The organism is Micromonospora sp. ATCC 39149 (assembly GCF_000158815.1).
Taxonomy (GTDB): domain Bacteria; phylum Actinomycetota; class Actinomycetes; order Mycobacteriales; family Micromonosporaceae; genus Micromonospora.
On sequence record NZ_GG657738.1, the window covers coordinates 1,361,373 to 1,388,251 of the forward strand.

A 26,879-nucleotide genomic window follows, 5' to 3' on the forward strand; every position below is an offset into this window, starting at 1 on the left:
GGCCTCCGGCGACGGCGCGTCGCCGACCATCTGGCTCAGCCCACCCAGCGCGCCGCCCATCCCCTCCAGGGCCTTGGTCAGCTCCGCCGGGACGATCCAGACCTTGTTCGCCGTGCCGTTGGCGATCTGCGGAAGGGCCTGGAGGTACTGGTAGGCGAGCACCTTCTGGCTCGGGTTGGCCTGGTGGATCGCGTCGAACACCGTCCGGATCGCCTTCGCCTGGCCCTCCGCCTGGAGAATGCGGGCCTGCCGGTCACCGTCGGCGCGCAGCACCGCCGCCTGCTTCTCGCCCTCGGCCGTGAGGATCTGCGACTGCTTGTGCCCCTCGGCGTTGAGGATCGCCGCCCGGCGGTCCCGCTCGGCGCGCATCTGCTTCTCCATCGAGTCGCGGATGCTCGGCGGCGGCTCGATCGCCTTGATCTCCACCCGGGTGACCTTGATGCCCCACCGGCCGGTCGTCTCGTCCAGCACGCCCGACAGGTGCCGGTTGATCTCCTCCCGGCTGGTCAGGGCCCGCTCCAGGTCCAGCGAGCCGATCACGTTACGCAGCGTCGTGACGGTGAGCTGCTCGATGGCCTGGAGGAAGTTCGAGATCTCGTACGTGGCCCGGACCGAGTCGACGACCTTGAAGTAGAGCACCGTGTCGATCGAGACCACCAGGTTGTCGGAGGTGATCACCGGCTGGGGCGGGAAGCTGACCACCTGCTCGCGCATGTCGACCTTGGTGCGCACGGCGTCGACGAACGGGACCAGCAGGTTCAGGCCCGGATTCAGCGTCCGCTTGTACTTGCCGAGCCGCTCCACCACGTCCTGGCGCTGCTGCGGCACGATCCGCACCGCCTTGACCAGGGTCATCACGGCGATCAACGCCGCGGCGGCCAACAGCACCGTCACAAAATCCATACCCTTCACCCTCTCGCTTCGGGCAGTTCGCCCGGGGTGGAAATGTCGTCATCCCACACCAGGGCCGTCGCGCCCTGGACCTTGATCACCCGCACCCGTCGACCGGGGACGAAACTCTGCGTCGCGTCGTACGACCGGGCGCTCCAGAGCTCGCCGTCGATCTTGACCAGGCCGTGCTCGGCGTCGACCCGTTCGAGCACCAGCGCGGTGGAGCCCTCAATCGCCTCCACCCCGAACGCCTGCCCGCCGCTGTCGGAGGCGGGGCTGCCGTGCCGGCGGATCGCCGGCCGGGCGACGGCCACCGTGAGCGCGGAGACCACCGCGAAGACCACGGCCTGCACGGCGGGCGGTGCGCCCAGGGCCGCCGCGCCCGCGGCGGCGAACGCGCCGACCGCGAACATGATCAGGAAAAGCGTCGTCGTGAAGATCTCGGCGACCGCCAACACCACACCCAGTACGACCCAGAACACCGCGTCCACCCCCTCAGCGTGCCACGTCAAAGCACGCGCGGCCCGCCGGCAAGATCAGTAAGCTCGGCGGAGCCGCCCCGAGAGCCCGGCGGGACCGACCCGAGAGCTGGAGGAGCCCGTGTCGCTGTCACCCGAGACCGCCTGCCGCATCGATGCCCGGATCGCCCGCGCCCAGTCCGAGGGGCGCGCCCCCTCGCTCGTGCTCGGCGTGGTACGCGACGGGGAACTGGCCCACCTCGCCGCCGCCGGGCAGCGGCCCCGCCCCGACGCCGACCGACAGTACCGGCTCGGCTCGATCACCAAGACGATGACCGCGGTGCTCGTCATGCAGCAGCGCGACGCCGGCGCGCTCGCCCTCGACGACCCCCTGGAGCGGCACCTGCCGGGCACCGGGGTGGGCCAGCTCACCCTGCGCCAACTCCTCGGCCACGCCAGCGGCCTGCAACGCGAGCCCGACGGGGCGTGGTGGGAGCGGGTCGACGTCGGCGGCCTGGCGTCCGTGCTGGCCGGGGTGGACGGGCGGAAGATCGCGTACCCGCCGCACCGGGGCTACCACTACTCGAACCTGGCGTACGGGCTGCTCGGCGGCGTGCTGGAGGCGGTAACCGCGACGCCCTGGCTCGACCTCCTGCGGCAGCGGCTGCTGGAGCCGCTGGGCATGACCCGCACCACGTACGACGCCGTCGAGCCGTTCGCCCGGGGGTACGTGGTGCACCCCTGGCACGACACGCTGCGGGAGGAGCCCCGCACCGACACCGGGGCGATGGCCCCGGCCGGGCAGCTCTGGTCCACCGTCACCGACCTCGGCCGCTGGGCGGCGTTCCTGGCCGACCCCGACCCGGCGCTGCTCGACCCGGAGACGCTCACCGAGATGTGCGCGACCGTGACGATGAGCGACCCGCAGGGCTGGACCGGCGGGCACGGCCTCGGGCTGGAGCTGTACCGGGTCGGCGACCGGGTGCACGTCGGGCACGGCGGCTCGATGCCCGGGTACGTCGCCGCGCTGGCTGTGCACCGGCCCACCCGCACCGCCGTGGTCGGCTTCGCCAACTCGTACGGGCTACGGGTCGGCCACCTCGGCGCCCTCGCCCGGGAGGTGCTCACCACCGTGCTGGACGCGCTGCCGGAGCCGGTCGCGCCGTGGCACCCGGCCGACGCCCCGCCCCCAGCGGACGTGGCCGAGCTGACCGGCCGCTGGTGGTGGATGGGCGGGGAGTTCGAGTTCCGCGTCGACCCGGCCACCGGCGACCTGTGGGGCGGCCCGGTCGGCGACCCGGTGCTGCGGTTCACCCCGGAGGGGCCGGACCGCTGGCGGGGCCGCTCGGGCGCGCAGGACGGCGAGATCCTCACGGTGGTCCGCGACGACGCGGGCCGGCCGGTCGCCCTCGACGTGGCCACGTTCCTGCTCAGCCGCACCCCCGACGAGGAGCCCTGACGCAAGCCCGGCGCGGGCCCGGCCCGGCCCCGCCCGGCGGCGCGCGGTCAGGCGGGCTCGGCCAGGGGTGCTCAGTCAGGCAGGCGGTTCGGTGACGAAGTCGATCAGCCGTTCCATCGCGTTGATCAGCGGGGTCTCCACGTCGGCGAAGCTGTCCACCCGGGACAGGACGCGCCGCCACATGTCGGCCGGCTCGGCGACCCCGAGCGCGGCGCAGACCCCCTCCTTCCACGGCCGCCCCGGCGGCACCACCGGCCACGCCGCGATGCCCAGCGCAGCCGGCTTGACCGCCTGCCACACGTCGACGTACGGGTGCCCGGTGACCAGCACGTGCGGGGAGGTCACCCGGGCCACGATCCGGCTCTCCTTCGAGCCGGGCACCAGGTGGTCCACGAGCACCCCGAGCCGCCGGGTGGGCCCGGGGCCGAAGTCGCGGACCCGCGCGTCGAGGGCGTCGATGCCGTCCAGCGGCTCCACCACCACACCCTCGATCCGCAGGTCGTCGCCCCAGATCCGCTCGACCAGGGCGGCGTCGTGCACGCCCTCGACCCAGATCCGGCTGGCCTTGGCGACCTGCGCCCGCACACCGTCCATTGCGATCGAGCCCGACGCCGTACGCCGCCGGGCGGCCGGCACCGGTGACCGGGCCGGGCGGCGCAGCGTCACCGGCCCGCCGTCGAGCAGGAACGCCGCCGGCAGCAGCGGGAAGTTGCGCCGCCGGCCGTGCCGGTCCTCCAGCACCACCGCGCCGGACTCGAAGCCGACCACCGCGCCGCAGAACCCGGAGTCGGCGTCCTCGACCACGAGGTCGAGCTCCGCGTCCACCTCGGGCACTGTCTAAAGACACCGCCAGTCACCCGCCAACACGTCCTCGCCGTAGCGCCCCACCATGCCCGCCACGCTAACCCCCACCGCGCCCGCTGGCGCGGCAGCCGCGCCGATCATGGGGCACGCACCCCAGTAGAGGATCATGAGGCGGGCCCGGGGAAACCGGACGGACGGGACGCCAGTGGGGTACGCGGGCGGTAGGGGGTAGGTGGGGGCAGGGGGAGCCGGGCCCACAGCAGTCGAGACACGGACGGCGCGCACCACGTACCCTCTCTTGCATGTCCTCCCCCGCAACGGGCGCGGTCAAGGTTGCGCCGCGCCGGTCGAGCCGGTTCGTTGCCTGGGTACGCGCGTGGCGCGCCGGGCTCGTGCCGTACGACGAGGTCGCCGAGGAGATCGCCGGCGACGAGGAGCACCTCGTCGCCGACGCCCCCGGCACCTGGACCGACGTCCCGCTGCGCGACGCGCTGCCCACGCTGGCGAAGCTCTCCCCGGACGAGATCCGGCTGGTGCTGCCCGTGCCGGGCGACCCCCGGGGGCTGCCCGGGCCGGGCGACTTCAGCGGCGCCGCGCTGCTCACCGGCGAGGCGGTCGTCGCCGGGGGGATCGGGGTGATCCCGGAGGTCCGCACGCACACCTCGGGCTCGGGGATGACGTGGGAGACGGTGCTGTGGCGGTGCTACCCGCTGCCCGCCGACGCCCCGGCCGCGTCGCTCGGCTCGCCCGGCGCCGCCGAGGCCGAGGCGGAGCTGGCCAGCGCGCTCGCCGAGGCCACCGCCGCGCTGACCCGGCTCGACGTCGCCCAGTGGCGGCCGGAGCTGGCCGGTGCGCTGGAGGCGCTGCGCCGCCCCGACGGCACCACCGACCTTCCCCCGGGCTTCGACCCCCGGGCACGCCGGTTGTTCGCCCGCGCCGCCGTGCTCGACCGGGTGCTGGCGCTGGCCGGGCACAGCGCTCCCGGCGGGGCGGTCAACAACCACGAGGCCCAGCAGCGCGACGCCGCGCTGCGCCCGCTCACCACCGCCTGCCGCCAGGCCCTGGTCGCCGCCTGCAACGCCCCGCTGCGCCCCTGACCGCTGCGCCCCCACCCGGGGGCGGGCTGGTCAGATCTCGTCCATCAGGTCCGCCACCGAGTCGACGATCCGGGACGGCCGGTACGGGTACCGCTCGGCCTCCGCCCTCGTGCTGATCCCGGTCAGCACGAGGATCGTCTCCAGCCCCGCTTCCAGGCCGCACAGGATGTCGGTGTCCATCCGGTCGCCGATCATCGCGGTCGTCTCGGAGTGCGCGTTGATGGTGTTGAGCGCCGAACGCATCATCATCGGGTTCGGCTTGCCGACGAAGTACGGCTCGACGCCGGTCGCCTTGGAGATCATCGCCGCGACGGAGCCGGCCGCCGGCAACGCGCCCTCCACCGACGGCCCCGTCACGTCGGGATTGGTGCAGATGAACCGGGCCCCGTCGTTGATGAGGCGGACCGCCTTGGTGATCGCCTCGAAGCTGTACGTGCGGGTCTCCCCCAGCACCACGTAGTCCGGGGCGAAGTCGGTAAGCACGTACCCGACCGCGTGCAGGGCCGTGGTCAGCCCGGCCTCCCCGATCGCGTACGCGGTCCCGCCCGGCCGCTGGTCGGCGAGGAACTGGGCAGTGGCCAGCGCCGCCGTCCAGAGGGCGTGCTCGGGCACCTCGAAGCCCATCCGGGTGAGCCGCGCCTGGAGGTCGCGCGGCGTGTAGATCGAGTTGTTGGTCAGGATCAGGAACGGCTTGCCGGAGGAGCGCAGCTTGTTGATGAACTCCGGCGCGCCGGGCACCGGCTGGCCCTCGTGCACCAGCACGCCGTCCATGTCGGTCAGCCAGCTCTGCACCGGCTTGCGTTCGTACATTCGTCGTCCCAGGGGTGTCGGGTAGTGGGGCAGGACCGGGGGAACCCGGGGTCAGGGACGGCGGGCCGGCACGCAGCACACCGTCGGACAGGCGTCCCACAGCGGCAGCTCGCCGAGGCGACGGCGCAGCCGCTCGCCGCCCGGCTCCGTGCGCTCGGCGACCAGCTCGCGCACCATGGTGACGAAGCGCGGGTCGGTGCCCGGGGTGCCGGCCCGGGCGAAGTCCAGGCCGAGCCGCTTGGCGGTCTCCAGCGCCTCGGTGTCGAGGTCCCAGACCACCTCCAGGTGGTCGGAGACGAACCCGATCGGGCTCACCACCACGCCGGTGGTGCCCGCCTCCGCCAGGGCGGCGAGGTGGTCGTTGACGTCCGGCTCCAACCACGGTACGTGCGGCGGGCCGGACCGGCTCTGCCACACCAGGTCGTACGGCAGGTCGGGCGCGGCGGAGGCGTGCACCAGGCGGGCGGTCTCGGCAAGCTGCGCCTCGTACCGGCCGCCGTGCGGACCGGCGTTGACGGCCATCGAGGTGGGGATCGAGTGGGCGGTGAAGACCAGCCGGGTGGTGGCCCGCTTCGCCGGGTCGAGTTGGCCCAACGCCGAGCGCACCGCGTCGGCGTGCGGCTCGACGAAGCCGGGATGATCCCAGAACTGGCGCAGCTTCTCGACCGTCGGGGCGTCCGGGCCGACCGCCGCCCGGGCCTTGGCGATGTCCTCCTGGTACTGACGGCAGGAGGAGTAGCCGCCGTACGCGCTGGTCACGAACGCCAGGGCCCGGGTGACCCCGTCGTCGCGCATCCGCGCCACGGTGTCGGCGAGCATCGGGTCCCAGTTCCGGTTGCCCCAGTAGACCGGCAGGTCCACGCCGTGCTCGGCGAAGTCCGCCCGGATCGCCGCGAGCAGGTCACGGCACTGCTGGTTGATCGGGGAGACCCCGCCGAAGTGCAGGTAGTGCTCGGCGACCTCCGCCAGCCGCTCCGGAGGCACACCCCGCCCCCGCGTCACGTTCTGGAGGAAGGGCAACACGTCCTCGGGCCGCTCGGGTCCGCCGAAGGAGACCAGCACCAACGCGTCGTACACCATGGGCCCATTCTTCCCCGCCCCCGGCGGGGACCAGGCGACGCCCCCTGGTCCCGGGCCCCGGGGGGAGGTCAGGAAGGGGCCCTGTTACACCGAGTGCGTCAGCAGGGGCTCCGGGCGAACGGGCCGGCGGCGCATGCCGCGCCGGGGCGCCCCGGCCCGTTCGTCCTCGCGCCTCAGGCGCCGAGGGCGTGGTAGCCGCCGTCGACGTGGACGATCTCACCGGTGGTCGCCGGGAACCAGTCGGACATCAGCGCCAGGCAGGCGCGCGCCGCCGGCTCCTGGTCGGTGAGGTCCCAGCCCAGCGGCGCCCGATCGGCCCAGGCGTCCTCGAACTGGACGAAGCCGGGGATCGACTTCGCGGCCATGGTCCGCAGCGGCCCGGCGGCGACCAGGTTGCTGCGGATGCCCTGCTTGCCCAGGTGCAGCGCCAGGTAGCGGGACGCGGATTCCAGCCCGGCCTTGGCCACGCCCATCCAGTCGTAGACCGGCCACGCCTTGGTGGCGTCGAAGGTGAGCCCGACCACCGCGCCGCCCGGGGACATCAGCGGCAGCGCCGCCATGGCCAGCGACTTGTAGGAGTACGTGGAGACGTGCAGCGCGGTGGCCACGTCCTCCCACGGGGCGTCGAGGAAGCCGCCGCCGAGGCAGCTCTGCGGCGCGAACCCGATCGAGTGCACCACCCCGTCGAGGCCGTCGACGTGCTCCCGGACCTTGTCGGCCAGGCCGGCGAGATGCTCGGCGTTGGTCACGTCCAGCTCGATCACCGGGGCCGGCGCGGGCAGCCGCCGGGCGATCCGCTCGACCAGGGAGAGCCGGCCGAAGCCGGTGAGCACGACCTGCGCGCCGTTCTCCTGGGCGAGCTTCGCCACGGAGAAGGCGATCGAGGCGTCGGTGATGACGCCGGTGACCAGCAGCCGCTTACCGGCCAGCAGTCCGGACATGTGGAAGTTCCTCCGTTGAGATTCGTGCGGTGGGGCGCGGTGGGCAGCGTCAGTGGCCCATGCCGAGGCCGCCGTCGACCGGGATCACGGCACCGGTGACGTAGCCGGCGGCGTCCGAGGCCAGCCAGGTGACCACCCCGGCCACCTCCTCGGGCGCGGCGAGCCGGCCGGCCGGGATGGCCTTGACGTACTCGGCCCGGCGCTCCTCGGGCAGCGCGGCGGTCATGTCGGTGTCGATGAAGCCGGGCGCGATGACGTTGGCGGTGATGTTGCGCCCGCCCAACTCCCGGGTGATCGACCGGGCCATGCCGACCAGGCCGGCCTTGCTCGCAGCGTAGTTGACCTGCCCGGGGCCGCCGTACAGGCCGACCACCGAGGAAATGAAGATCATGCGTCCCCACCGGGCCCGGAGCATCTTCTTGGACGCCCGACTGGCGCAACGGAACGCGCCGGTGAGATTGGTGTCCAGCACCCGGGTGAACTGGTCCTCCGACATCCGCATGATCAGCGTGTCGTCGGTGATGCCGGCGTTGGCGACCAGCACCTCCACCGGGCCCAGTTCGGCCTCGACGGCGGTGAAGGCCGCGTCGACGGAGGCGGAGTCGGTCACGTCGCAGATGACACCGAACATGCCCTCGGGCGCGTCACCGCTACGATGGGTCACCGCCACCCGGTCACCCTGCTTGGCGAATGCCTGCGCGATGGCCAGGCCGATCCCCCGGTTGCCGCCGGTCACCAGCACGGTACGGGCCACGGGTCCCCCTCTGCTCAGCTGATCCACGTCGGTCCGGAGCCTAGGCGTTACCGGCAGGTAAGCGCTAACGGGGGCCTGCGGCGCGCGGGCCGCTGGTGCAAGGAAGGGCCCCCTGTTATTGACCCGTAAGGCAAATATGTGCTGTTCATCCGGCTGCGTAGCGGACTTCGGGCTTGCGGAACAGGGCTTTCACCGTTTCGGGTTGGTTCTGGCGGCGCCGTAGGTGCGAGGCGGCTGCGGCGGCGAGGTCGGTCGGGTTGGCCGGGTTCGCTTGTGCCACATGGCGTTTGACGTCGGCGTTGAGTAGTTCTACGGGGTTCAGCTCCGGTGCGTAGCCGGGCAGGAAGTGCATCTCAATGCTGCCAACGCGTGGGGCGAGCCAGTCGTGGACGGCCACTCGGCGGTGCACCGGGTGGCCGTCCACGATGAGGTGGATCTTCCGGTCGAGGTGGCGGACCAGACGGTCGAGCCAGGCCAGGAAGAGGGGGCCGGTGAACGAGCCGTGGTAGCAGGTGAAGTACAACTCGCCCTTGTTGCTGATCGCGGCCATCACGTTGACACCGAAGCGCCTGCCGGTCTTGGCCACCACCGGGGTCTGTCCCACCGGCGCCCAGGAGGTCCCCACCGAGGCGTCGGAGCGCAGTCCGGTCTGGTCCAGCCACAAGATGATGGCCTTCTCCTTACGCGCTTGGGCTTCGATGGCCGGGTACTCCTGCTCCAGCCACCGGGCAACGGCCTGCGGGTCCTGCTCGTAGGCCCGGCGGATCGGCTTCTGCGGCGACAGGCCCCACGAGCGCAGGTACTTGCCGATCGTCACCAGGGACAGGCCGACGCCGAACCAGTCACGGACCAGTTGGCGTACCTGCGGGCGGGTCCACACCAGGCCCGGCAACGCCACCTGGTCAGGGTTTTTGTGCAGCACCGCCCGCCGCACCCGGGCCTGCTGGCGGGCGTCGAGAGCTTTCTGCTCGCCGGGTCGCCGCCCTCGCTTACCGGCTTTGAGCGCTTTGTTCCCCTGGCGGTCAAAGGCGTTGACCCACCGGGACACCGCCTGCGGCGACACGCCGAGCACTGTGGCCACCGCCGCCTGAGTATGCCCGGCCTTCACCGCCGCGACCGCCCGACGACGCAGATCCTCTTGCGCCTGCGGAGAAAGCCGCCGCGCATCTCGTACCACAACACCCATACACAAACAACGATCACCACATGTTTGCGTTACGGGTCAATAACGCATCCGGGGCGGTTTCTGGGGCCCCTTGTTAACACCGGCCGAGCGGGCTTCGCGCCGGGGCGGAGGCGGGGTGGAGGCGGGCGGAGGCACGGGTGTGACGGCGGGGTGGCGGACGGCAACCGTTGCACGGGCCCGAATTCCGGGATTCACCGGCCGTCCGGCCGAGTGCGGGCCGGGCGGAACCCGCGTGTACGATGATCCGCGTTCCGGGCCAGGCCGACCGCAGGAGGTGATCGCTGTGCGAGATAGCGATCCTCCCAGTCGTGGCCGGGCCGAACGTCAGCCCCGCTGAGCCACGACTCAGCAGGTGAGCTGACACAGCTCCGCTCCCCCGCACCGCCCGCCCCTCGGCCACCGGCCGGGTCGGCGAGCGGGCCGCGCCGTCCGGCGAGGACGGGGAGGGGGCACCCGGTCACGACTTCGTGTGCGCGCCCTGCTTCCCCTCGCGGTCCTCACGCCAGCGTGGACCGTCCAGTCGCCACCGGAGCCTTCCCATGAGCCGTTACGTCGCCCCGCTGGGTTTCACCCTCGCCGCCGTCTGGGTGGCCGTCATCTTCGTGCTGGCGGGCTCCGGCCACTGAGCGCGGGCCCGGCACCGTCTTATCCGGACACCGACTCCAGCGCCCCGGCGCACCGCCGACCCGCCGGTCGGCACCGGGCCGGCTCGAACTCCACCGGCACCGGACGCCGGCCGGCAGCCCTGGCACGGCGGTCGGGCCAGGGCTGCACGTGTCGACCGTTACGGGGGTCAGCCGGTGCCCGCCGTGCGGGTCAGCTCGCGCTGCGCGAGACCGCCGGCCAGGTCCGGTTGCCGTTGTGCTGGATCGTGACGCCCCAGTTGTTGCCGTTGCCGTTGGGCCTGGCGACCCAACTGCCGTGCGGTCGGGTGGCTGGCGGAGATGTTCCAGCTAGCGATGATCTTCGCGGGAGACGGGACGTTCATCGTCACGGTCCAGTTGCTGGAGCCGGGCACCGCGACGTCGAGGTTGTACCGGTCGGCCCACTGCTCACCGGCGGACAGCGTCGCCGTGCAGCCGGTGGGGGTGGGGCCGGGGGTGGACGAGCCACCCAGCGTGATGTTGGAGTTCCCACTGCTCTGGTACCCCTCGGTCGCCATGATCTGGTAGTCGTGGCTGCCCAGCCTCATCCCCTTGCTGGCCCACGCGTCGCAGTGGGCGCCGGCGTTGATGGTGCCGCCCGTACGCTTCGGCTGCTCCAGTACTGGTCGAAGGTCCTGATGCCGTCGCTCAGAGCAGCCGGGACGACCAGAGCAAACTGGCGGCACCCGCGCACAGGGCCAGCAGCAGGGCGATCCCCGCGTACCACTGGGTGACCTCGCGGGGCTCGGTGCGGAACCCGATCGAGCTGCCCATGTCCTGATAGACCTGCTTCAGCTCGCTGACCGAGGCGGCCTCGTAGAAGTAGCCCTCGGTCGTCTCGGCCAGCTCGGCCAGGGCCATCCGGTCCACCGGCACCCGCTGTAGCTGGCCGCCGATGTCGACCTGCCCGGCGTCGGTGCCGAAGGCGATGGTGGAGACCGGCACGTTGGCCGCCTGCGCGGCCGCCGCCGCCTCCTCCACCGACCGCCCGGAGGTGCGGAACCCGTCGGAGAGCAGCACGATCCGGGCCGGCGGGATGCCCGCCGCGCCGTCGGCCGGCACCGACCGGATCGCCTCCAGGCAGGTGAAGACCGCCTCGCCGGTGGCGGTCGCCTCGGCCAGCACCAGCCCGTCGATCGCGGTGGTCACCGCGTCCCGGTCCTTGGTGGGCGGCACCAGCACGTTCGCCGACTTGGCGAACGAGACGAGGCCGAGGTTGTAGGTCTGCGGCAGCTCGGCGACGAACTGCTTGGCCGCTTCCTGGGCGGCCTCCAGGCGGTTCGGCGCGACGTCGTCGGCCTGCATGGACAGCGACACGTCGATCGCCAGCATGACGGTGGCCCGCTCCAGCGGCTCCCTGGTGTCGATCGCCGGCCGAGCCAGCGCCGCGGACAGCACCAGCAGGCAGAGCAGGAATGCCACCGCCGGCACGTGCCGCCGCCAGCCCAGTCCCTTCGGCGCGAGGGTACGCAGCAGGTCCACGTTGGTGAACCGCATCGCGTACACCCGGCGGCGTAGCTGCCGCCACACGTACAGCGCGGCGAGGGCGAGCACCGGCAGCACGGCCAGCAGCCACCACGGTTGCAGAAAACGGATCATCGTGTCGTCCCCCGGGTGCGGGCGTGCCGCTGCGCGGCGACGAAGCGCACCATGTCGAGCAGCCAGTCGGTGTCGGTCCGAAGTCGCAGGTGGGCCGCGCCGGCCCCGCGCAGGCACGCCGAGATCTCCGCCCGCTGGGCGGCGGCCGCCTCGGCGTACCGGCGGCGCAGCCGGGGGTCGGCGGTCTGCACCTCGTGCAGCTCACCGGTTTCCGGGTCGACAACCGGCAGCACCCCCACGTCGGGCAGCTCCAGTTCGCGCGGGTCGACCACCTCGATCGCCAGCACGTCGTGCCGGACCCGCAGCTTGCGCAGGGGCCGCGCCCACTGCTGCGGCGGCGCGAGGAAGTCGGAGATCACCACCGCGACGCCACGGCGGCGGGGCGGCCGGTTCAGCGCGTCGACAAGCGCGCCCAGGTCGCTGCGCCCGGGCCGGATCTCGGTGCCGACGATCGCCCGCAGCAAACCCTGCGCCTCCCGACGCCCGCCCCGGGCGGGCAGCCGCACCAGCCGCCCCGGGTCGGGCGGCGGTGCCGCACCGCGCCGACGCCCCGCCGGGGCCCGCGACACGGCACCGGTGCCGACCACCGCCCCGATCCGGTTGCCGCCGCGCACGGTCAGGTGGGTCAGCGCCACGGCGGCGGCCACCACGACGTCGCGCTTCAGCCACCGGCCGGTGCCGAAGTCCAGGCTCGCCGAGAGGTCCACCGCAAGCCACGTCTCCAGCTCCCGGTCGGCCACCGTACGCCGCACGTGCGGCATCGTCGTCCGGGCGGTCACCGGCCAGTCCATCCGGCGTACGTCGTCGCCGGGGCGGTACTCGCGCGACTCCCCCGCCTCGCTGCCCGGGCCGGGCAGCAGACCGGCGTAGTCGCCCTGGAGCAGGCCGTCGAGCTTGCGGGTCACCAGTAGCTGGAGCCGGGACAGCACGGCCTCGGTGCGGGGCGCGGCGGCCGGCGAGATCGGGGACCGCGTACCCGGAAAGGGGTGGGGGGTGGGTGGGGTCACGGTCGCTGCCCGGGCCACCCGGCCTCGGCCGACGGCGTGCCGCTCGGGGTGGCCTGCTGGCGCGGGGCCACCGACGGCAGCGGAATTGTCGACATCACCCGGTGCACGATGTGGTCGGCCGGCACGTCGTCGGCGAGCGCGTCGTAGCTGAGCACCAGCCGGTGCCGCAGGATGTCCGGCGCGATGTCCTGCACGTCCTGCGGCAGGGCGTAGTCCCGGCCGCGCAGCAGCGCCAGCGCCCGGGTGGCCCGGACCAGGCCGAGCGAGGCCCGTGGGCTGGCACCGTACTGGATCAGTTGCGCGACGTCGGGCATGCCGTGCTCCGCGGGGGTACGGGTGGCCAGCACGAGCCGCACCGCGTAGTCGACCAGCGCGTTGTGCACGAAGACCTGGTCGGCCTTGCGCTGCAACGCGACCAGATCGGCGGTGTCGAAGACCCGCGCCGGCTGCGGCGGGGCCACCCCCATCCGGTAGACGATCTCCCGCTCCTCGGCGTCGGTCGGATAGCCGACGACGATCTTCATGAGGAAGCGGTCCCGCTGCGCCTCCGGCAGCGGGTAGACGCCCTCCTGCTCGATCGGGTTCTGGGTGGCCATCACGAGGAACGGATCCGGCACCCGGTGGGTCTGGCCGCCGATGGACACCTGCCGCTCGCTCATCACCTCCAGCAGGGCCGACTGCACCTTTGCCGGGGCGCGGTTGATCTCGTCGGCGAGCAGGAAGTTGACGAAGACGGGCCCCAGCTCGACGTCGAACTTCTCGCTGGACTGCCGGTAGATCCGGGTGCCCATGATGTCGGCGGGGACCAGGTCCGGGGTGAACTGCACCCGGGCGAAGGACCCGCCGACCACCCTGGCCAGGGTCTCCACGGCCAGGGTCTTCGCCACCCCGGGGACCCCCTCCAGCAGGCAGTGCCCCCGGGCGAGCAGCGCCACGAACATCCGCTCCACCATCCGGTCCTGCCCGACGATCACCCGCTTGATCTCGAACAGCGCCCGTTCCAGCAGCGTCGCGTCCTGGGCGGGTGTGCTCGTCGCCGACGCGGCGGGCGACCGGGGCGGCTCCGGGGCGCTGCCGTTCGGCGTCGGGGCGTCGGGCATGGTCGGCTGGGCCACCGGTCCTCCACAGCATGATCGGTCGTCGCGGCGTGGTGCGTATCAAGACTCGCATGCCCGGCTGAGTGCCGAGGCGGGGAGAAGCCGATTTTCGCCGCGCTGTCCCGGGGCTCCGAATCACCGGTCACGGGTTTACAGCAGGGGGGGCGGCGTGTGTAACATTCACCCCGTCGCCGGGCGGCTCCCCCCGTGGCCGCCCGGCGCTCAACCTTCACCCCGCGCCCCTAGACTGGCCCGGATGAGCATCCCCCGTTCCACCGATGAGGTGCCGAGCTGCTCGGCGAGGGGCTGTCGCGCTGCGGCGGAGTGGGCGCTGCGCTGGAACAATCCCCGGCTGCACACCGCCGACCGGCGCAAGACCTGGCTCGCCTGTGCCGACCACCGTTCCTCGCTCGGCGACTTCCTCGACGCACGGGGCTTCCTGCGGGAGGTCGCGCCGCTGGCCGGATCGCCTACGCTCGACGGGTGAGCGCGCGCAGCGGACGTCCCCGGTGACCGGCGAGCCCCTCGGCGGCCCGCCGCCGCACCCGCCCGGATCCTCGGTGCCGCACCCGCCCGGGTCCCCGCCGCACCCGCCCGCGCCAGCGGCATACCCGCCCGGGCCCCTGGAGCCGTGGCCCGCGACCGTGCGCTGGCAGTCTGTCTCCACCGACCTGATCTGGGTGGAGCTGTTGCGGCTGGCCGCGTTCCTCGGGGTGCTGCTGCTGGGGCTCGCGGTCGGCTGGGCGCTGAGCGGGCACTGGCTTTTCGGGGCAGCCCTCGGCGCGGCCGTGCTGGCCGGGGCGTGGCGGGTCGTCACGATCGTCCGGGCGGTGCACGCCTGGGGGTACGCCGAGCGGGAGAACGACCTGCTCGTCCGGCACGGGCTGCTGGTGCGCCGGCTGTCCATCGTGCCGTACTCGCGGATGCAGTTCGTCGACGTCAGCGCGGGTCCCCTGGAGCGGGCGTTCGATCTGGCGACGGTGCAGTTGCACACCGCCGCCGCGGCCAGCGACGCCCGCGTGCCGGGCCTGCGCCCGGCGGAGGCGTCGCGGCTGCGCGACCGGCTCACCGCCCTCGGCGAGGACCGCGCGGAGGGCCTGTGACCGCCGACCGGCCCGGCCCCGAACTTCCCCACCCGTCGGCGCCCGACCCCGAACTCCCCCGCCCGCCGGCACCCGACCCCCGTTCCGGCCCGGGGCCGGACGGAGAGGCGGAGCCCCGGCGGCGGCTGCACCCGCTGAGCCCGGCCCTGCACGGGGCAAAGTCGCTGGTCGTGGTCGTCGCGGGCCTGTCCTGGTCGACGCTGTCGCGGGTCGGCTTCGGCTGGTTCGCGGCGCTGGCGGCCGTGCTCGCCCTCGGCGCGACGGTGCTCGCGGTGGTGAGCTGGTACAACACCGGCTACCACGTGGTCGGCCGGGAGTTGCGGGTGTACGAGGGGCTGCTGTGGCGGCGCACCCGGGCCATCCCACTGGAGCGCCTCCAGGCCGTCGAGGTGGTCCGCCCGCTGCTCGCCCAGCTCACCGGCCTGGCCGAGCTGCGGCTGGAGGTGGTTGGCGGCGGCAAGACCGAGGCGCCGCTGGCGTACCTGGGGGTGGCCGACGCCGCCGCCCTGCGGCAGCGGCTGCTCGCGCTCGCCGGCCCTGAGCCACAGCCGAGCCCGACCGCGCCGCCCGCCGCCGTGGCCGAGTCGGCGGTCACGCCCACCCCGCCCGGGCGCGCGCTGCACGCCGTCGCCAACCGGGACCTGCTGGTCAGCCAGCTACTCACCCCGCAGGCGTTTCTGCTCCCCTTCGGGGTGGCCTTCGTTCGTGGCGCAGTTTTCTCTCCGCGGACTCGTGGTCGTTCATCGCGGTGGCGAGGCACGATCACCCGCGACGGCCGGCGTGCTGCTGCAACCGATCCGCCGCGTGCTCGACGACTGGAACTTCCGGCTGGCCCGGGACGAGGGCAACCTGCGGATCCGCAACGGCCTGCTGGAGACCCGGGCGCAGACCGTGCCGCTGAACCGGGTGCAGACGGTCGGGGTGACCTGGCCGCTGCTGTGGCGGGCCAAGGGCTGGCTGCGGCTGCGCCTGGAGGTCGCCGGCTACTCCGGCGGCGAGGCCGACGACCGCAACCGGCCGGACCGGCTGCTGCCGGTGGGCGACCAGGGCATCGGCCAGCGGATCGTCGCGGAGGTGCTGCCGGGGGTGCGACTGAGCGGGCTGGCGACCAGCCTCCCGCCGAGCCGGGCCCGGTGGCTGCGCCCGCTGGGCCGGCGCGCGGTCGGCGCCGGGCTCGACGAGCGGGTCTTCGCCGCCCGGTCCGGGCTGCTCACCCGGCAGCTCACCGTCGTGCCGTACGCCCGCATCCAGAGCGTGCGGGTGACCCAGGGGCCGGTGCAGCGGCGGCTGCGGCTGGCCACCGTGCACGCGGACACCGCGGGCGGCGCGGGCGCGGCCGCGCTCGACCGCGACCTTGACGAGGCGTGGTGGCTGGCGGCGGAGCTGACGGCCCGGGCGCACGCCGCCCATCGCGCCGGCTGAGCCGCGCCACCGCGAAGGCCGCGAGCCGGTGCGGCGGCTCAGCGGGTCGCCGGCACCGCCGGCGGCTCGGCGACCGGGTCGGCCGGCTCCGCACCGCGCGGCCCGCCGTCGGCCGGACCCGAGGCGGGGGCCCGGCGGGCGGCCCACCAGCGCTCCCCCAGGCCGACCACCAGGAAGGCCAGCCCCACGTACGCCCACCCGACCAGCACGTCGATGACGTAGTGCTCGCCGGAGTAGACCAGGGTGAAGGTCATCGCCAGCGGGTACGCCAGCAGCAGCGGCCACCAGCGGCGGCGGGCCGAGCGGAGGAAGAACACCACCACGAACAGGGCGAACGCGGTGTGCAGCGACGGCATCGCGGCCACCGGGTTCGAGGCGATCTGCCCGGCGTTGAGCAGGTTGCCGGCGCCGTGCATGCCGAACGCCTTCCAGCCCCGGGTGGAGATCCCGGCGACCTCGGTGAGCAGGCCGTTCTGCGCCGCCCACCAGGGCGGCGCCGCCGGGTACAGGAAGTAGGTGACCAGCCCCGACGCGCACAGGAAGCCCCAGCGACGCATGAACGCCGCCCAGCGCCGCCGGTCGCGCAGCCAGAGCACGGCGGCGGCGGCGAGCGCCACCACGAAGTGCGAGAAGTACACCCAGCTCGCCAGCACGTCCCACCAACGCACCTCGGGGCGGTAGAGGTGCTCCTGCAACCAGACGGTCGGCACCTCGCCGCCGGTGGCCCAGCCGAACATGAACCGGTCGGCGACGATCAGTTCCATCGCGTGCGGGGTGGCACCGTTGTCGGCGAACCCCCGGGACAGGTTGTAGACGGCGAGCAGCAACACCACCGGCACCCAGTCGCGGGCGAACCGCAGGTGGCTGCGCCACGGGCGGCGGGAGTGCCACGCGATGGTGGCCGCCCAGATCCACAGGAACGCGTACGCCGGGTCCGTGGGCAGGCCGATGACGAGCCAGCCGGCCACGAAGGCGACCGCCCAGGCCGCCATGGCGGCCACGCGGCGGCGACCGCCGTCGGGGGACCCGGGTGGTCCGGTGGGGGCGGGGGGCTGGGGCTCAGTCACGACGGCCATCGCCGTCCAGGTTAACGGCGGCACCCGGAACGGCCGACGCCGACCACCTAGGCTGTGCCCATGCAGGAGCAGTCGGAGCAACCCCTCGCGCCGGGCCGATCCGCGCGGGTCGAGCTGACCGTGACCGAGGCCGACACCGCGCTGGCCGCCGGTTCCGGCGACGTTCCGGTGCTGGGCACCCCCCGGGTGGTCGCCCTGGCCGAGGCGGCGACGGTGGCGGCGACCGCCGGGGCGCTGCCGCCAGGGCGCACGACGGTCGGCACCCGGGTCGAGCTGGACCACCTCGCCCCCACTCCGGTCGGGCGGACGGTGGTCGCGCGGGCCCGGCTCACCGCCGTCGACGGTCGGCGGCTGGGCTTCGAGGTGACGGTCACCGACGCCGGGGAAATCGTCGCGCGAGGGCGGGTGGAGCGGACGCTGGTCGACCGGCGGCGCTTCGTCGAGCGGGCCTCGGGCGCGCCGGCCAGGGCGGCCACGGCATGACGCGGCGGTTCGTCGAGGTCGCCGACCGGGTGTACGTGCTGCGCGAGCCGCTGCTCGACGTCAACGTCACGCTGGTGGTCGGCGACGGCGGGGCGCTGGTGGTGGACACCCTCTCCACCGCCGGGCAGGCCGCCGAGCTGGTCGCCGCCGCCCGCGCGATCACCCCGCACCCGTGGGCGGTGGTGAACACGCACCACCACTTCGACCACTGCTTCGGCAACGCCGTCCTCGCCGGTGACCCGGCCCGCCCGGTGTACGCGCACGAGGCCGCCGCCGTGGCGCTACGGGACCGCCCCGACGAGGTGCGCCGGGCCGCGTACGAGGAGGTGCGCGCCGCCCGGCCCGAGCTGGCCGCCGAGCTGGCCGGCACGCGGCTGCTGGCCCCGACGCACGTCGTGCGCGGCGAGACGGTGCTGGACGTCGGCGGCCGGCGGGTGGTGCTGCGCCACCCGGGGCACGGGCACACCGACGCCGACCTGGTGGTGCACGTGCCGGACGCGGACGTGCTGGTCGCCGGGGACCTGGTGGAGCAGAGCGGCCCGCCGGCGTTCGAGGAGTCGTACCCGTTGCAGTGGCCGGACGCGGTCGCCGAGCTGCTCCGGCTGACCACCCCGGGCACGGTGGTCGTGCCGGGGCACGGTGAGCTGGTCGACCCGGAGTTCGTCCGGGCCCAGCACGGGCAGCTCGCCGAGCTGTCCTGGCTGATCCGGGCCGGCCACACCGGCGGGGCCCCACCGGAGCGGGTAGCCGCCGAGGCCCCCTTCGGTGCCCGTGCCGCCCTCACCGCCGCCCGCCGTGGCTACGCCGAACTGGACGGCGTCGGCTGACCGGACGGGGGCGGGCGGGTCAGCCGGGGAAGCGGCGCAGCACCTCGGCTCGGGTGGGCATGGCGACCGCCCCGCCCGGTGACTCGCAGACCAGGCCGGCCACCCGCAGCGCGAACGCGACCCGCCGGTGCCAGTCGGCCGGGTCGGCGGGCTCCCCGTCGACCAGCAGGTCGGCGACGAGGGCCGCCATCACCGAGTCGCCCGCGCCGGTGGCGTCCACCGCGCGCACCTTCGGCGCGGGTACGCGTACCGGATCGGCCTTGGCGGGGGCGACCACCGCGCCGTCCGCGCCGAGGGTGACCACGACGGTCCCCGCCCCCAACTCCCGCAGGTACGCCGCGACCCCCTCGACCGGCTCGCCGGGGTAGAGCAGTTCCGCGTCGGCGGTGCTGAGCTTGACCAGGTGGGCGGAGGCGGCGAACTCCGCGACCGTTTCGCGCAGGGCGGCCAGCGCAGCCGGGCCGTCGAGCAGCCGGGGCCGGACGTTCGGGTCGAACACCCGCAGCCCGCCCGCGAGCGACCAGGCCCGGCGCGTGGCGGCCAGCACGCTCGGCGACAGCAGCACGATCGACCCGCAGTAGAGCACGTCGGCGCCCCCGACCAGGTCGACGTCCAGGTCGTCGGCGGTGAGCAGCCCAAATGATGGTGGCTCGCCGTAGAAGCGGAAGTCCGGCTCGGCTCCGGTGTGGGTGGCCACCGCCAGCGCGGTCGACGCGGGCGCGGTGACCGCCCCGGCCAGCCCGACTCCGGCGTCGGCCAGGAACGCGCGGATCCGGTAGGCGAGCACGTCGTCGCCGAGCGAGCCGACGAACTGCACCGACCCGCCGAGCCGGGCCACCCCGACGGCGACGTTGAGCGGTCCGCCACCGATCGCCTGCCGGAAGACGGGCTGGCCGTCGCACTCGGCGTCGAGCAGGTCGACCAGTGCCTCGCCCAGCACCACCGCGTATCCCATCGTGGGTCCCTCCGTCGTTTCGCTACCGTGCCCCAATCCTGTCCTACGTGACGGCGACGCCGGCACCGAACCTCGACGTGACCGGCCGTGGGGCAGATGTCATCGACGATCGGCTATTGCGGCGGGCGGATCCGGCGTGGTGAGATGACGATGCCGGCCGATGCGAGGGCTGTCGTGTCCGCCGGCGCCGGGAGAGCCAGCGCGAGGGGCACGCCGGTCCGCCGAGGCGGACCGTCGGTGACGCGCGCCGTCGGCCCACGGGCACGGGCGCGACACCGCGATCGTGACATCCGCTCGTCGCAGCGGAACGGCCGGTGCGGTCGTTCCGCGAGTCAGGAGAACCCCGTGACCCGTTCCCGCACGGCCGCGCTGCTCATCGCGGCCGCCACCCTCGCCGCGGGTGCCGCCACCCTGGTGGCCAGCCCCAATCCCGCCGCTGCCCACGGGGCCGCGATGACCCCCGGCAGCCGGACCTACCTCTGCTGGAAGGACGGCCTCGCCCCCACCGGTGAGATCAAGCCGAACAACCCGGCCTGCTCAGCCGCGGTCGCTCAGAACGGGCCCAACTCGCTGTACAACTGGTTCAGCGTGCTGCGCTCGGACGCTGGCGGTCGTACCGTGGGTTTCATCCCTGACGGCAAGCTGTGCAGCGGCGGAAACCCCGGCTTCAGCGGCTACGACGCGGCCCGCACCGACTGGCCGCTGACCCACCTGACCGCAGGCGCCCGGTTCGACTTCAAGTACAGCAACTGGGCCCACCACCCGGGCACCTTCTACTTCTACGTGACGAAGGACAGTTGGAGCCCGACCCGGGCGCTGGCCTGGAGCGACCTGGAGACGCAGCCCTTCCTCACGGTGACCAACCCGCCGCAGAACGGTCCGGTGGGCACCAACGAGGGGCACTACTACTTCAGCGGCAACCTGCCGTCAGGTAAGAGCGGCCGGCACATCATCTACTCGCGCTGGGTCCGCTCGGACAGCCAGGAGAACTTCTTCGGCTGCTCGGACGTCACCTTCGACGGCGGCAACGGCCAGGTGACCGGCATCGGCGGCACCCCGAACCCGACCACCCCGGCACCGACCACCCCGGCCCCGACCACCCCGGCACCGACCACCCCCGCGCCGACCACGCCGCCGCCCGGCGGTGACTGCATGGCGGTCTACAAGGTGATCAGCTCCTGGTCCGGCGGCTTCCAGGGCGAGGTGACCATCATGAACCACGGCTCGACGCCCTTCGCCGGCTGGAAGGCGACCCTGACCTGGCAGACGGGCCAGACCATCCACAGCCTGTGGAACGGCACGTACACCACGTCCGGGTCGACGGTGACGGTCACCAACAGCCCCTACAACGGCACGGTCGCGCCGGAGGGCACCACCGCCTTCGGCTTCGTCGCCGGCAGCAGCGGCACGAGCTCGCTGCCGACGGTGAGCTGCACCCGCGTGTGATCCCGTGCCCGCTCGTCGGGTGCGGCGGCGAGCCGCCGCACCCGACGAGCGCGGCGCACCCGAGAAGGGCCCCCGCCGTCGGCGGGGGCCCTTCCTCGTCCGGCTCAGCGGACCGGGGATCGCCCGCTCAGCGAACCATGGACCCGACGACCGGCTTCGTCAGCAGCGCCGACTGGTTGCGCTGGATGCCCGGGTCGAGCGTCTTGGCCACGAAGATCGCGTGCCAGATGCAGAAGATCAGCACGGTCCACACCTTGCGGGAGTGGTCGGCCTCCTCCCGCTTGTGCTCCTCCAGCAGCCGCATCGCGTACGGCAGGTCGATCAGCTCGCCCGCGCCGGAGTTGGCGAGCACCCAGCGGGCCCACTCGTACATCTCGCCGCGCAGCCAGACCCGGGTCGGGGTGGGGAAGCCCAGCTTCCTGCGGTTGACGATGGCCGGCGGCACGACGCCCTGGAGCGCCTGGCGCATGGCGTACTTGGTGGCGTCGGAGCGCGGCGGGAGCTTCAGGTCCACCGGGATGGTGGCCGCCACGTCGAACACCTCCTTGTCCAAGAACGGCACCCGGACCTCCAGCGAGTGCGCCATCGAGATCCGGTCGGCCTTGACCAGGATGTCGCCGCGCAGCCAGGTGTAGAGGTCGACGTACTGCATCTTGGTCACGTCGTCGAGCTCGGTGCACTCGGCGTAGATCGGGGCGGTGACGTCGGTGTAGCGCACCGAGGGGTCGTAGCGGCGCAGCAGGTGCTGCTTCTCCTCCTCGGTGAACATCCGGGCGTTGCCGTAGTAGCGCTGCTCGATCGGGGTGGTGCCGCGTTCCAGGAAGCTCTTGCCCTTGACCCCCTGCGGGATGGCCCTGGAGACCGCGCGCAGCCCCTTCTGCACCCCGTCGGGCAGGCCGTTGACCGCGCCGAGGGACAACGGCTCCCGGTAGATGGTGTACCCGCCGAAGAACTCGTCGGCGCCCTCGCCGGAGAGGACCACGGTGACGTGCTCGGCGGCCTTCTTCGCCACGAAGTACAGCGGCACCAGCGCCGGGTCGGCCACCGGGTCGTCCAGATGCCAGACGATCTTCGGCAGCGCGTCGATCATGTCCTGCGGCCCGATCTTGGTCGGGATGGTGGTCACGTCGAGGTGCCGGGCCGATTCCTGGGCGACGTCGATCTCCGAGTACCCGGGAACGTCGTAGCCGACGGTGAAGGTGAGGATGTGCGGGTTGAACTCGCGGGCCAGGGCCACCACGGCGGTGGAGTCGATGCCGCTGGACAGGAAGGAGCCGACCGGCACGTCCGAACGCATGTGCATCCGGACGCTCTCCCGCAACGTCTCCCGGATCTGGTGGTAGAGCCGCTGCTCGTCGGCGACCGGGGCGGGCCGGAACACCGGGCGGTACCAGCGACGCACGTCGATCCGGCCGCCCGGGGTCCAGGTCAGGTACTCCCCCGACCCGATCCGGCTGATCCCCAGGTGCAGGGTGCCGGGCTCCGGGACGTACTGGAGGGTCAGGTAGTGGCTCAGGTTCGCCGTGTCGATGCCCGCGTCCCCGGCGTACGCCGACTGGGCGAACGGCAGCAGCGCCTTTTTCTCCGAGGCGAGGTAGAGCCCGTCGGCGGTCTCCAGGTAGTGCAGCGGCTTGATGCCGAAGTTGTCGCGCGCGCCGAACGCCCGGCGCTCCTGGCGGTCCCAGATGACGAAGGCGAACATGCCGCGCAGCCGGGTGAGCACCTGCTCGCCCCAGTAGTGGTAGCCGGCGACGATCACCTCGCCGTCGCCGGCGGTGGCGAACTGGGCGCCGAAGGCGCGCACCAGCTCGTCGCGCAGCTCGATGTAGTTGTAGATCTCGCCGTTGAAGGTCAGCAGGTAGCGTCCGCCCGCGTACGGCAACGGCTCGTGGCTGGACGCCACGTCGATGATCGCCAGGCGCTTGTGCGCGAACACCCCGTCGGCGTACCGGCCGCCCGCGTCACCGACCACCTCGACCCCGGTCTCGTCCGGTCCGCGGTGGTGCAGGCATTCCAACGCCCCCGCGATGTGATCGCGGTGGGCGGCGGCATTGCCGTTAGCGCTGAAGAAGGCCAGGAGTCCGCACATGGTGGTCATCTTTCCACGCGGCGAGGGCTGCCGTCGCGGGCACCACAGGGTCTCCGCACCCGCGTGTGCGGGGTACCGTCTGGACAGGAATGAGGCGGAGGGAGCGGATCATGAGCGAGGACCGGACGGACGGCCAGCCGCCGGACGACGGCACCGAGTCGCACGACCCGGATTTTCCGGAGGCGTTCCTGTCGTTCATGCGTCAGGGATGGCGGGACACGACCCTGCCGATCGGCCCCCGGGTGGAGGTGCCGAACCACGCCAAGCGGCGGGCCGCGCTCTCCGCGGCCTTCCCGGGCGAGACGCTGGTCATCCCCACGGGCGGGGAGAAGGTACGCGCCAACGATACCGAGTACCGGTTCCGGCCGGGCAGCGACTTCGCGTACCTGACCGGCGACCCCGACCCGGACAGCGTGCTCGTGCTGCGGCCGAACGGCTCGGGGCACGACGCGGTGCTGTACATGCGGCCCCGCTCCTCGCGGGACAACGACGAGTTCTTCCGCAGCCGGCACGGCGAGCTGTGGGTGGGCCGGCGGCACACCCTCGCGGAGAAGTCGACCGAGCTGGGCCTGCCCACCGCGGACCTGGCCGAGCTGGAGGCGGCGCTGGCCGACCTGGCACCGGGGCGGACGCGGGTGCTGCGCGGCTTCGACGCCCGGGTCGACGCGGCCGTGCGCCCGTACGACGGGCCCCGGGAGGAGGGCCAGCCCGCCCGCGACCGGGAACTGGCCATCGCGATCTCCGAGCTGAAGCTGGTCAAGGACGAGTGGGAGATCGCCCAACTCCAGGACGCGATCGACGCCACCGTGCGCGGCTTCGAGGACGTGGCCCGGGTGTTGCCGGCCGACCGGGGCGTCTCGGAGCGGCTGCTGGAGGGCATCTTCGCGCTGCGCGCCCGGCACGACGGCAACGACGTCGGCTACGGCTCGATCGTCGGGGCCGGTGAGCACGCCACGATCCTGCACTGGGTGCACAACCACGGCACCACCCGACCGGGTGAGCTGCTGCTGATGGACATGGGCGTGGAGAACCGCAACCTCTACACCGCCGACGTCACCCGGGTGCTGCCGGTCAACGGCCGGTTCAACCCGCTGCAACGCCAGGTCTACGACGTCGTGTACGCCTCCCAGCAGGCCGGCATCGACGCGATCAGGCCGGGCGTGCCGTTCAAGGACGTGCACCGCACCTGCATGCGGGTGCTCGCCGAGGGGCTGCACGACCTGGGCCTGCTGCCGGTGAGCGTGGACGAGGCGATGGACGAGAAGTCGACCGTCTACCGCCGGTGGACGCTGCACGGCTTCGGGCACATGCTCGGCATCGACGTGCACGACTGCTCGAACGCCCGCAAGGAGGCGTACCGCGACGGCGCACTCGGCGAGGGCTACGTGCTCACCGTGGAGCCGGGGCTGTACTTCCAGCCCGAGGACGACCTCGTCCCGGAGGAATTGCGCGGCGTCGGCATCCGGATCGAGGACGACATCCTGGTCACCGCGACCGGCGCCGTGAACCTCTCCGCCGGGCTGCCGCGCGCCGCCGACGAGGTGGAGACCTGGCTGGCCGAGCAGCGCGAGGCGGGTCCGCGCCTGCCGGGCTGATCCAGGGGTACGACCACACGACGGGCCCTGCCGCCGGTCGCGACGTTTGACGTCGACGCGACCGGCGGCAGGGCCCGTCGACGTCTGCGCTGCTCACCTAACTTCCTACCCGGGCTGCCGGGTTGACGCGTCCCGCCCGAGGTGAGAGGAATGCGGGGGTTTTTCGGATTCACGCCTCTCGCGAGGAACCTTCTCATACGGTGGCTATCAGAGGCTACAAACCCATTTGTGGCCGGTCGCACTGCTTCGAGCGATGCGACCCCGTCTGGCAGCAGGAAAGGGCGGAAGGCTCTGATGTCCAATGACATAACGACACCTGACGGTGGCCCGCCCGCGGGCACACCGGCACGAGGGCGGCGGAAACTCTGGGTGGCTGCGGGCGTCGCCGGACTGACCGGCGTGGTCGGCCTTGCGGCACTGGGCGGCCTGGCCGCTCGCGATGACAAGTCCGGCGGCGCGGACCGGCTCTCGGACGCGCAGTCGTCGACGCCGAAGAAGAACGTCAGTGACGCCGGCAAGCCCGACCCGGTCTCCGGCGAGAAGGACGACAAGAAGGGTGGCCAGGACGCCCGTGGTGGCCAGGACGACTGGCAGAGCAAGGACTGGCAGGACAAGGACTGGCAGGGCAAGGACAGCAAGGACTGGCAGGGCAAGGACGGCAGGGACGGTCGGGACGGTCGGGACGGCAGGGACGGTCGGGACGGCAGGGACGGTCGGGACGGCAAGGACGAGGACGGCAAGGACGCCAAGGAACTGCCGTGTGACACCGACGTGCTCGTCGAGGCGGTGAACAGGGCCAACGAGGACAACGGCGGGGCGTTCAAACTGGCCAAGGACTGCACGTACAAGTTCAACGAGCAGACCGCCAACAACGCCTTCCCCGTCATCGACCAGCGCATCACGATCCTGGGCAACAACTCGACGTTGTTCCACGACGGCAGCGAGTTGTTCCGGTTCTTCACCGTCGCCTCCGGCGGCGATCTGACGCTGAAGGACCTCACCCTCAAGGGCGGCCAGATCACCGCGCCCCCGCCGCCGCCGAGCGGCGCCAACGGCGGGGCCCTGCTGGTGCAGGAGGGCGGCGAGGCCACCCTGAAGCACACCAAGCTGATCGACAACCGAGCCACCGGCGTCGGCACCGAAGGCAACGGCGGCGCCATCGCCAACTTCGGCAAGGTCGAGATCGACAAGAGCATCCTCGCCAACAACCACGCCCGCGGCGTCGGCAACGGCGGCAACGGCGGCGCCATCTACAACGAAGGCGAACTGACCGTCAACGACACCCGCATCGACAACAACACCGCCACCGGCAACAGCGCCGTCAGCGGCAACGGCGGCGGCATCGCCAACGAGGACGACGGCATCGCCACCATCACCTACAGCCAGATCACCAACAACAAGGCCAGCAACGACGGCGGCGGCATCCACAGCGACGACGACGCCCGCCTCACCGTCACCCGCACCAAGATCGCCCACAACACCGCCTGCGACGACGGCGGCGGCATCCACAACGACGGCAACTCCACCATGCTGCTGGAGTACGTCATCATCGCCGAGAACAAGGCCACCGACGACGGCGGCGGCGTCTTCAACAACAGCACCAACATCGCCACCATCAGGCACGCCCTCTTCGCCGACAACACCGCCGGCGACAACGGCGGCGGCCTGTTCAACGGCGGCACCCTGAACCTCTACGACAGCGAGTTCAAGGGCAACCACGCCGAACAGGGCGGCGCCATCTACAACGACAACAACGCCGTCCTCACCATCCGCCACAGCAAGATCGTCGGCAACTTCGCCGCCGAAACCGCCGGCGCGGGCGGCATCTTCAACGCCAACGCCAACAACGCCAACGTCGACCTCGACGACAAGACCATCATCAAGAAGAACGAACCCCGCAACTGCACCAACGTCACCGGCTGCGCCAACTGAACCACCACATAGCGAAGGGATCCCTTCCCCGGGCACGAGGGAGGGATCCCTTCCGTGCGGGCGCCGTCCGCTGGCGATCGGGGTTGGAAAGGTGCCAGCCCGTGGCGGGGTTCCGGGCCGGTTG

The 26,879-nt window shown here is 72.8% G+C and carries 24 protein-coding genes and 1 pseudogene; 10 read left to right on the forward strand and 15 right to left on the reverse strand.

All coding sequences use genetic code 11. From position 1 onward, the window contains the following. Together MCAG_RS05435 and MCAG_RS05440 are read right to left on the reverse strand one after the other, a co-directional pair. Positions 1 to 903 (reverse strand): SPFH domain-containing protein (locus tag MCAG_RS05435; protein ID WP_007071969.1); only part of this gene is annotated, 903 nt, incomplete at its 3' end. Between the two features lie 5 nt (positions 904 to 908). Continuing rightward, positions 909 to 1,382: an NfeD family protein gene (locus MCAG_RS05440; RefSeq protein WP_007071970.1), complete on the reverse strand. Its 474-nt coding sequence runs from the start codon at positions 1,380 to 1,382 to the stop codon at positions 909 to 911. Positions 1,383 to 1,491: 109 nt separating this feature from the next. On the opposite strand from MCAG_RS05440, the gene MCAG_RS05445 reads away from it, so the two are divergent. Then, positions 1,492 to 2,808: a serine hydrolase gene (locus tag MCAG_RS05445; RefSeq protein ID WP_036372441.1), complete on the forward strand. Its 1,317-nt coding sequence runs from the start codon at positions 1,492 to 1,494 to the stop codon at positions 2,806 to 2,808. A gap of 75 nt (positions 2,809 to 2,883) precedes the next feature. Here the strand turns inward: MCAG_RS05445 and MCAG_RS05450 are convergent, their stop codons facing one another. Further along, positions 2,884 to 3,642 (reverse strand): DUF3097 domain-containing protein, encoded by a 759-nt coding sequence (locus MCAG_RS05450; RefSeq protein WP_007071972.1) that lies wholly within the window; start codon positions 3,640 to 3,642, stop codon positions 2,884 to 2,886. A gap of 272 nt (positions 3,643 to 3,914) precedes the next feature. Between MCAG_RS05450 and MCAG_RS05455 the strand changes: the two genes are divergently transcribed. Beyond that, positions 3,915 to 4,709, forward strand: a complete 795-nt coding sequence (locus tag MCAG_RS05455) for a hypothetical protein (protein WP_007071974.1) — start codon at positions 3,915 to 3,917, stop codon at positions 4,707 to 4,709. 30 nt (positions 4,710 to 4,739) lie between these two features. Here MCAG_RS05455 and MCAG_RS05460 read toward each other — a convergent pair whose 3' ends face one another. The 9 genes from MCAG_RS05460 to MCAG_RS05500 all read right to left on the reverse strand — a co-directional run bounded on the left by MCAG_RS05460 (position 4,740) and on the right by MCAG_RS05500 (position 13,845). Beyond that, complete coding sequence (locus MCAG_RS05460) at positions 4,740 to 5,519, reverse strand: HAD-IIA family hydrolase (protein ID WP_007071975.1); 780 nt, start codon at positions 5,517 to 5,519, stop codon at positions 4,740 to 4,742. A 51-nt stretch (positions 5,520 to 5,570) separates the two neighbouring features. Next, complete coding sequence (locus MCAG_RS05465; RefSeq protein WP_007071976.1) at positions 5,571 to 6,599, reverse strand: ferrochelatase; 1,029 nt, start codon at positions 6,597 to 6,599, stop codon at positions 5,571 to 5,573. A 173-nt stretch (positions 6,600 to 6,772) separates the two neighbouring features. After that, positions 6,773 to 7,540 (reverse strand): enoyl-ACP reductase FabI, encoded by a 768-nt coding sequence (fabI, locus tag MCAG_RS05470; protein ID WP_007071977.1) that lies wholly within the window; start codon positions 7,538 to 7,540, stop codon positions 6,773 to 6,775. 49 nt (positions 7,541 to 7,589) lie between these two features. Next, the gene (gene fabG / locus MCAG_RS05475; RefSeq protein WP_036372445.1) at positions 7,590 to 8,294 is read right to left on the reverse strand and encodes a beta-ketoacyl-ACP reductase; all 705 of its coding nucleotides are present in this window, start codon (positions 8,292 to 8,294) and stop codon (positions 7,590 to 7,592) included. 145 nt (positions 8,295 to 8,439) lie between these two features. After that, a complete protein-coding gene (locus MCAG_RS05480; RefSeq protein WP_036372447.1) occupies positions 8,440 to 9,480 on the reverse strand; it encodes an IS630 family transposase in 1,041 nt (346 codons plus the stop codon). A 793-nt stretch (positions 9,481 to 10,273) separates the two neighbouring features. Continuing rightward, on the reverse strand, positions 10,274 to 10,810 hold the full coding sequence (locus tag MCAG_RS05485; RefSeq protein ID WP_198141507.1) for a glycoside hydrolase family 11 protein: 537 nt from the start codon (positions 10,808 to 10,810) through the stop codon (positions 10,274 to 10,276). Next, positions 10,773 to 11,723, reverse strand: coding sequence for a VWA domain-containing protein (locus tag MCAG_RS05490; protein WP_007071981.1), 951 nt, complete (start codon positions 11,721 to 11,723; stop codon positions 10,773 to 10,775). Before MCAG_RS05490 ends, MCAG_RS05485 begins: the two co-directional genes overlap by 38 nt. Continuing rightward, the gene (locus MCAG_RS05495) at positions 11,720 to 12,748 is read right to left on the reverse strand and encodes a DUF58 domain-containing protein (protein ID WP_036372450.1); all 1,029 of its coding nucleotides are present in this window, start codon (positions 12,746 to 12,748) and stop codon (positions 11,720 to 11,722) included. Before MCAG_RS05495 ends, MCAG_RS05490 begins: the two co-directional genes overlap by 4 nt. Beyond that, the gene (locus MCAG_RS05500; protein WP_007071983.1) at positions 12,727 to 13,845 is read right to left on the reverse strand and encodes a MoxR family ATPase; all 1,119 of its coding nucleotides are present in this window, start codon (positions 13,843 to 13,845) and stop codon (positions 12,727 to 12,729) included. The genes MCAG_RS05495 and MCAG_RS05500 overlap by 22 nt, the downstream gene beginning before the upstream one ends. A 238-nt stretch (positions 13,846 to 14,083) precedes the next feature. Between MCAG_RS05500 and MCAG_RS05505 the strand changes: the two genes are divergently transcribed. From MCAG_RS05505 to MCAG_RS05515, 3 genes and pseudogenes are all read left to right on the forward strand, one after another. Then, complete coding sequence (locus tag MCAG_RS05505; RefSeq protein WP_036372452.1) at positions 14,084 to 14,314, forward strand: hypothetical protein; 231 nt, start codon at positions 14,084 to 14,086, stop codon at positions 14,312 to 14,314. Between the two features lie 73 nt (positions 14,315 to 14,387). Beyond that, positions 14,388 to 14,930, forward strand: a complete 543-nt coding sequence (locus MCAG_RS05510) for a PH domain-containing protein (RefSeq protein WP_007071985.1) — start codon at positions 14,388 to 14,390, stop codon at positions 14,928 to 14,930. Further along, positions 14,927 to 16,352, forward strand: a pseudogene (locus MCAG_RS05515) (PH domain-containing protein). Before MCAG_RS05510 ends, MCAG_RS05515 begins: the two are co-directional and overlap by 4 nt. 38 nt (positions 16,353 to 16,390) lie before the next feature. On the opposite strand, the gene MCAG_RS05520 reads toward MCAG_RS05515, so the two are convergent. After that, positions 16,391 to 17,428 carry a phosphatase PAP2 family protein gene (locus MCAG_RS05520; protein ID WP_036372453.1) on the reverse strand — a complete coding sequence of 346 codons (1,038 nt, stop codon included), beginning with the start codon at positions 17,426 to 17,428 and terminating at the stop codon, positions 16,391 to 16,393. Positions 17,429 to 17,488: 60 nt separating this feature from the next. Here MCAG_RS05520 and MCAG_RS05525 point away from each other — a divergent pair, with 60 nt between their 5' ends. Beyond that, the gene (locus MCAG_RS05525; protein ID WP_007071988.1) at positions 17,489 to 17,911 is read left to right on the forward strand and encodes a thioesterase family protein; all 423 of its coding nucleotides are present in this window, start codon (positions 17,489 to 17,491) and stop codon (positions 17,909 to 17,911) included. Further along, entirely contained in the window at positions 17,908 to 18,738 is an 831-nt protein-coding gene (locus tag MCAG_RS05530; protein ID WP_007071989.1) for an MBL fold metallo-hydrolase, read from the forward strand. Before MCAG_RS05525 ends, MCAG_RS05530 begins: the two co-directional genes overlap by 4 nt. Before the next feature lie 19 nt (positions 18,739 to 18,757). Here the strand turns inward: MCAG_RS05530 and MCAG_RS05535 are convergent, their stop codons facing one another. After that, positions 18,758 to 19,693 (reverse strand): carbohydrate kinase, encoded by a 936-nt coding sequence (locus MCAG_RS05535; protein WP_036372455.1) that lies wholly within the window; start codon positions 19,691 to 19,693, stop codon positions 18,758 to 18,760. A gap of 345 nt (positions 19,694 to 20,038) precedes the next feature. Here MCAG_RS05535 and MCAG_RS05540 point away from each other — a divergent pair, with 345 nt between their 5' ends. Beyond that, a complete protein-coding gene (locus MCAG_RS05540) occupies positions 20,039 to 21,139 on the forward strand; it encodes a lytic polysaccharide monooxygenase (RefSeq protein WP_036372457.1) in 1,101 nt (366 codons plus the stop codon). Between the two features lie 127 nt (positions 21,140 to 21,266). On the opposite strand, the gene asnB is transcribed toward MCAG_RS05540, so the two are convergent. Continuing rightward, a complete protein-coding gene (gene asnB / locus MCAG_RS05545) occupies positions 21,267 to 23,228 on the reverse strand; it encodes an asparagine synthase (glutamine-hydrolyzing) (RefSeq protein ID WP_007071992.1) in 1,962 nt (653 codons plus the stop codon). 110 nt (positions 23,229 to 23,338) lie between these two features. Between asnB and MCAG_RS05550 the strand changes: the two genes are divergently transcribed. Both MCAG_RS05550 and MCAG_RS05555 read left to right on the forward strand, forming a co-directional pair. Continuing rightward, a complete protein-coding gene (locus MCAG_RS05550; protein WP_007071993.1) occupies positions 23,339 to 24,823 on the forward strand; it encodes an aminopeptidase P family protein in 1,485 nt (494 codons plus the stop codon). A 369-nt stretch (positions 24,824 to 25,192) separates the two neighbouring features. After that, positions 25,193 to 26,755 (forward strand): hypothetical protein, encoded by a 1,563-nt coding sequence (locus MCAG_RS05555; protein ID WP_036372459.1) that lies wholly within the window; start codon positions 25,193 to 25,195, stop codon positions 26,753 to 26,755. The last annotated feature ends 124 nt before the right edge of the window (positions 26,756 to 26,879 follow it).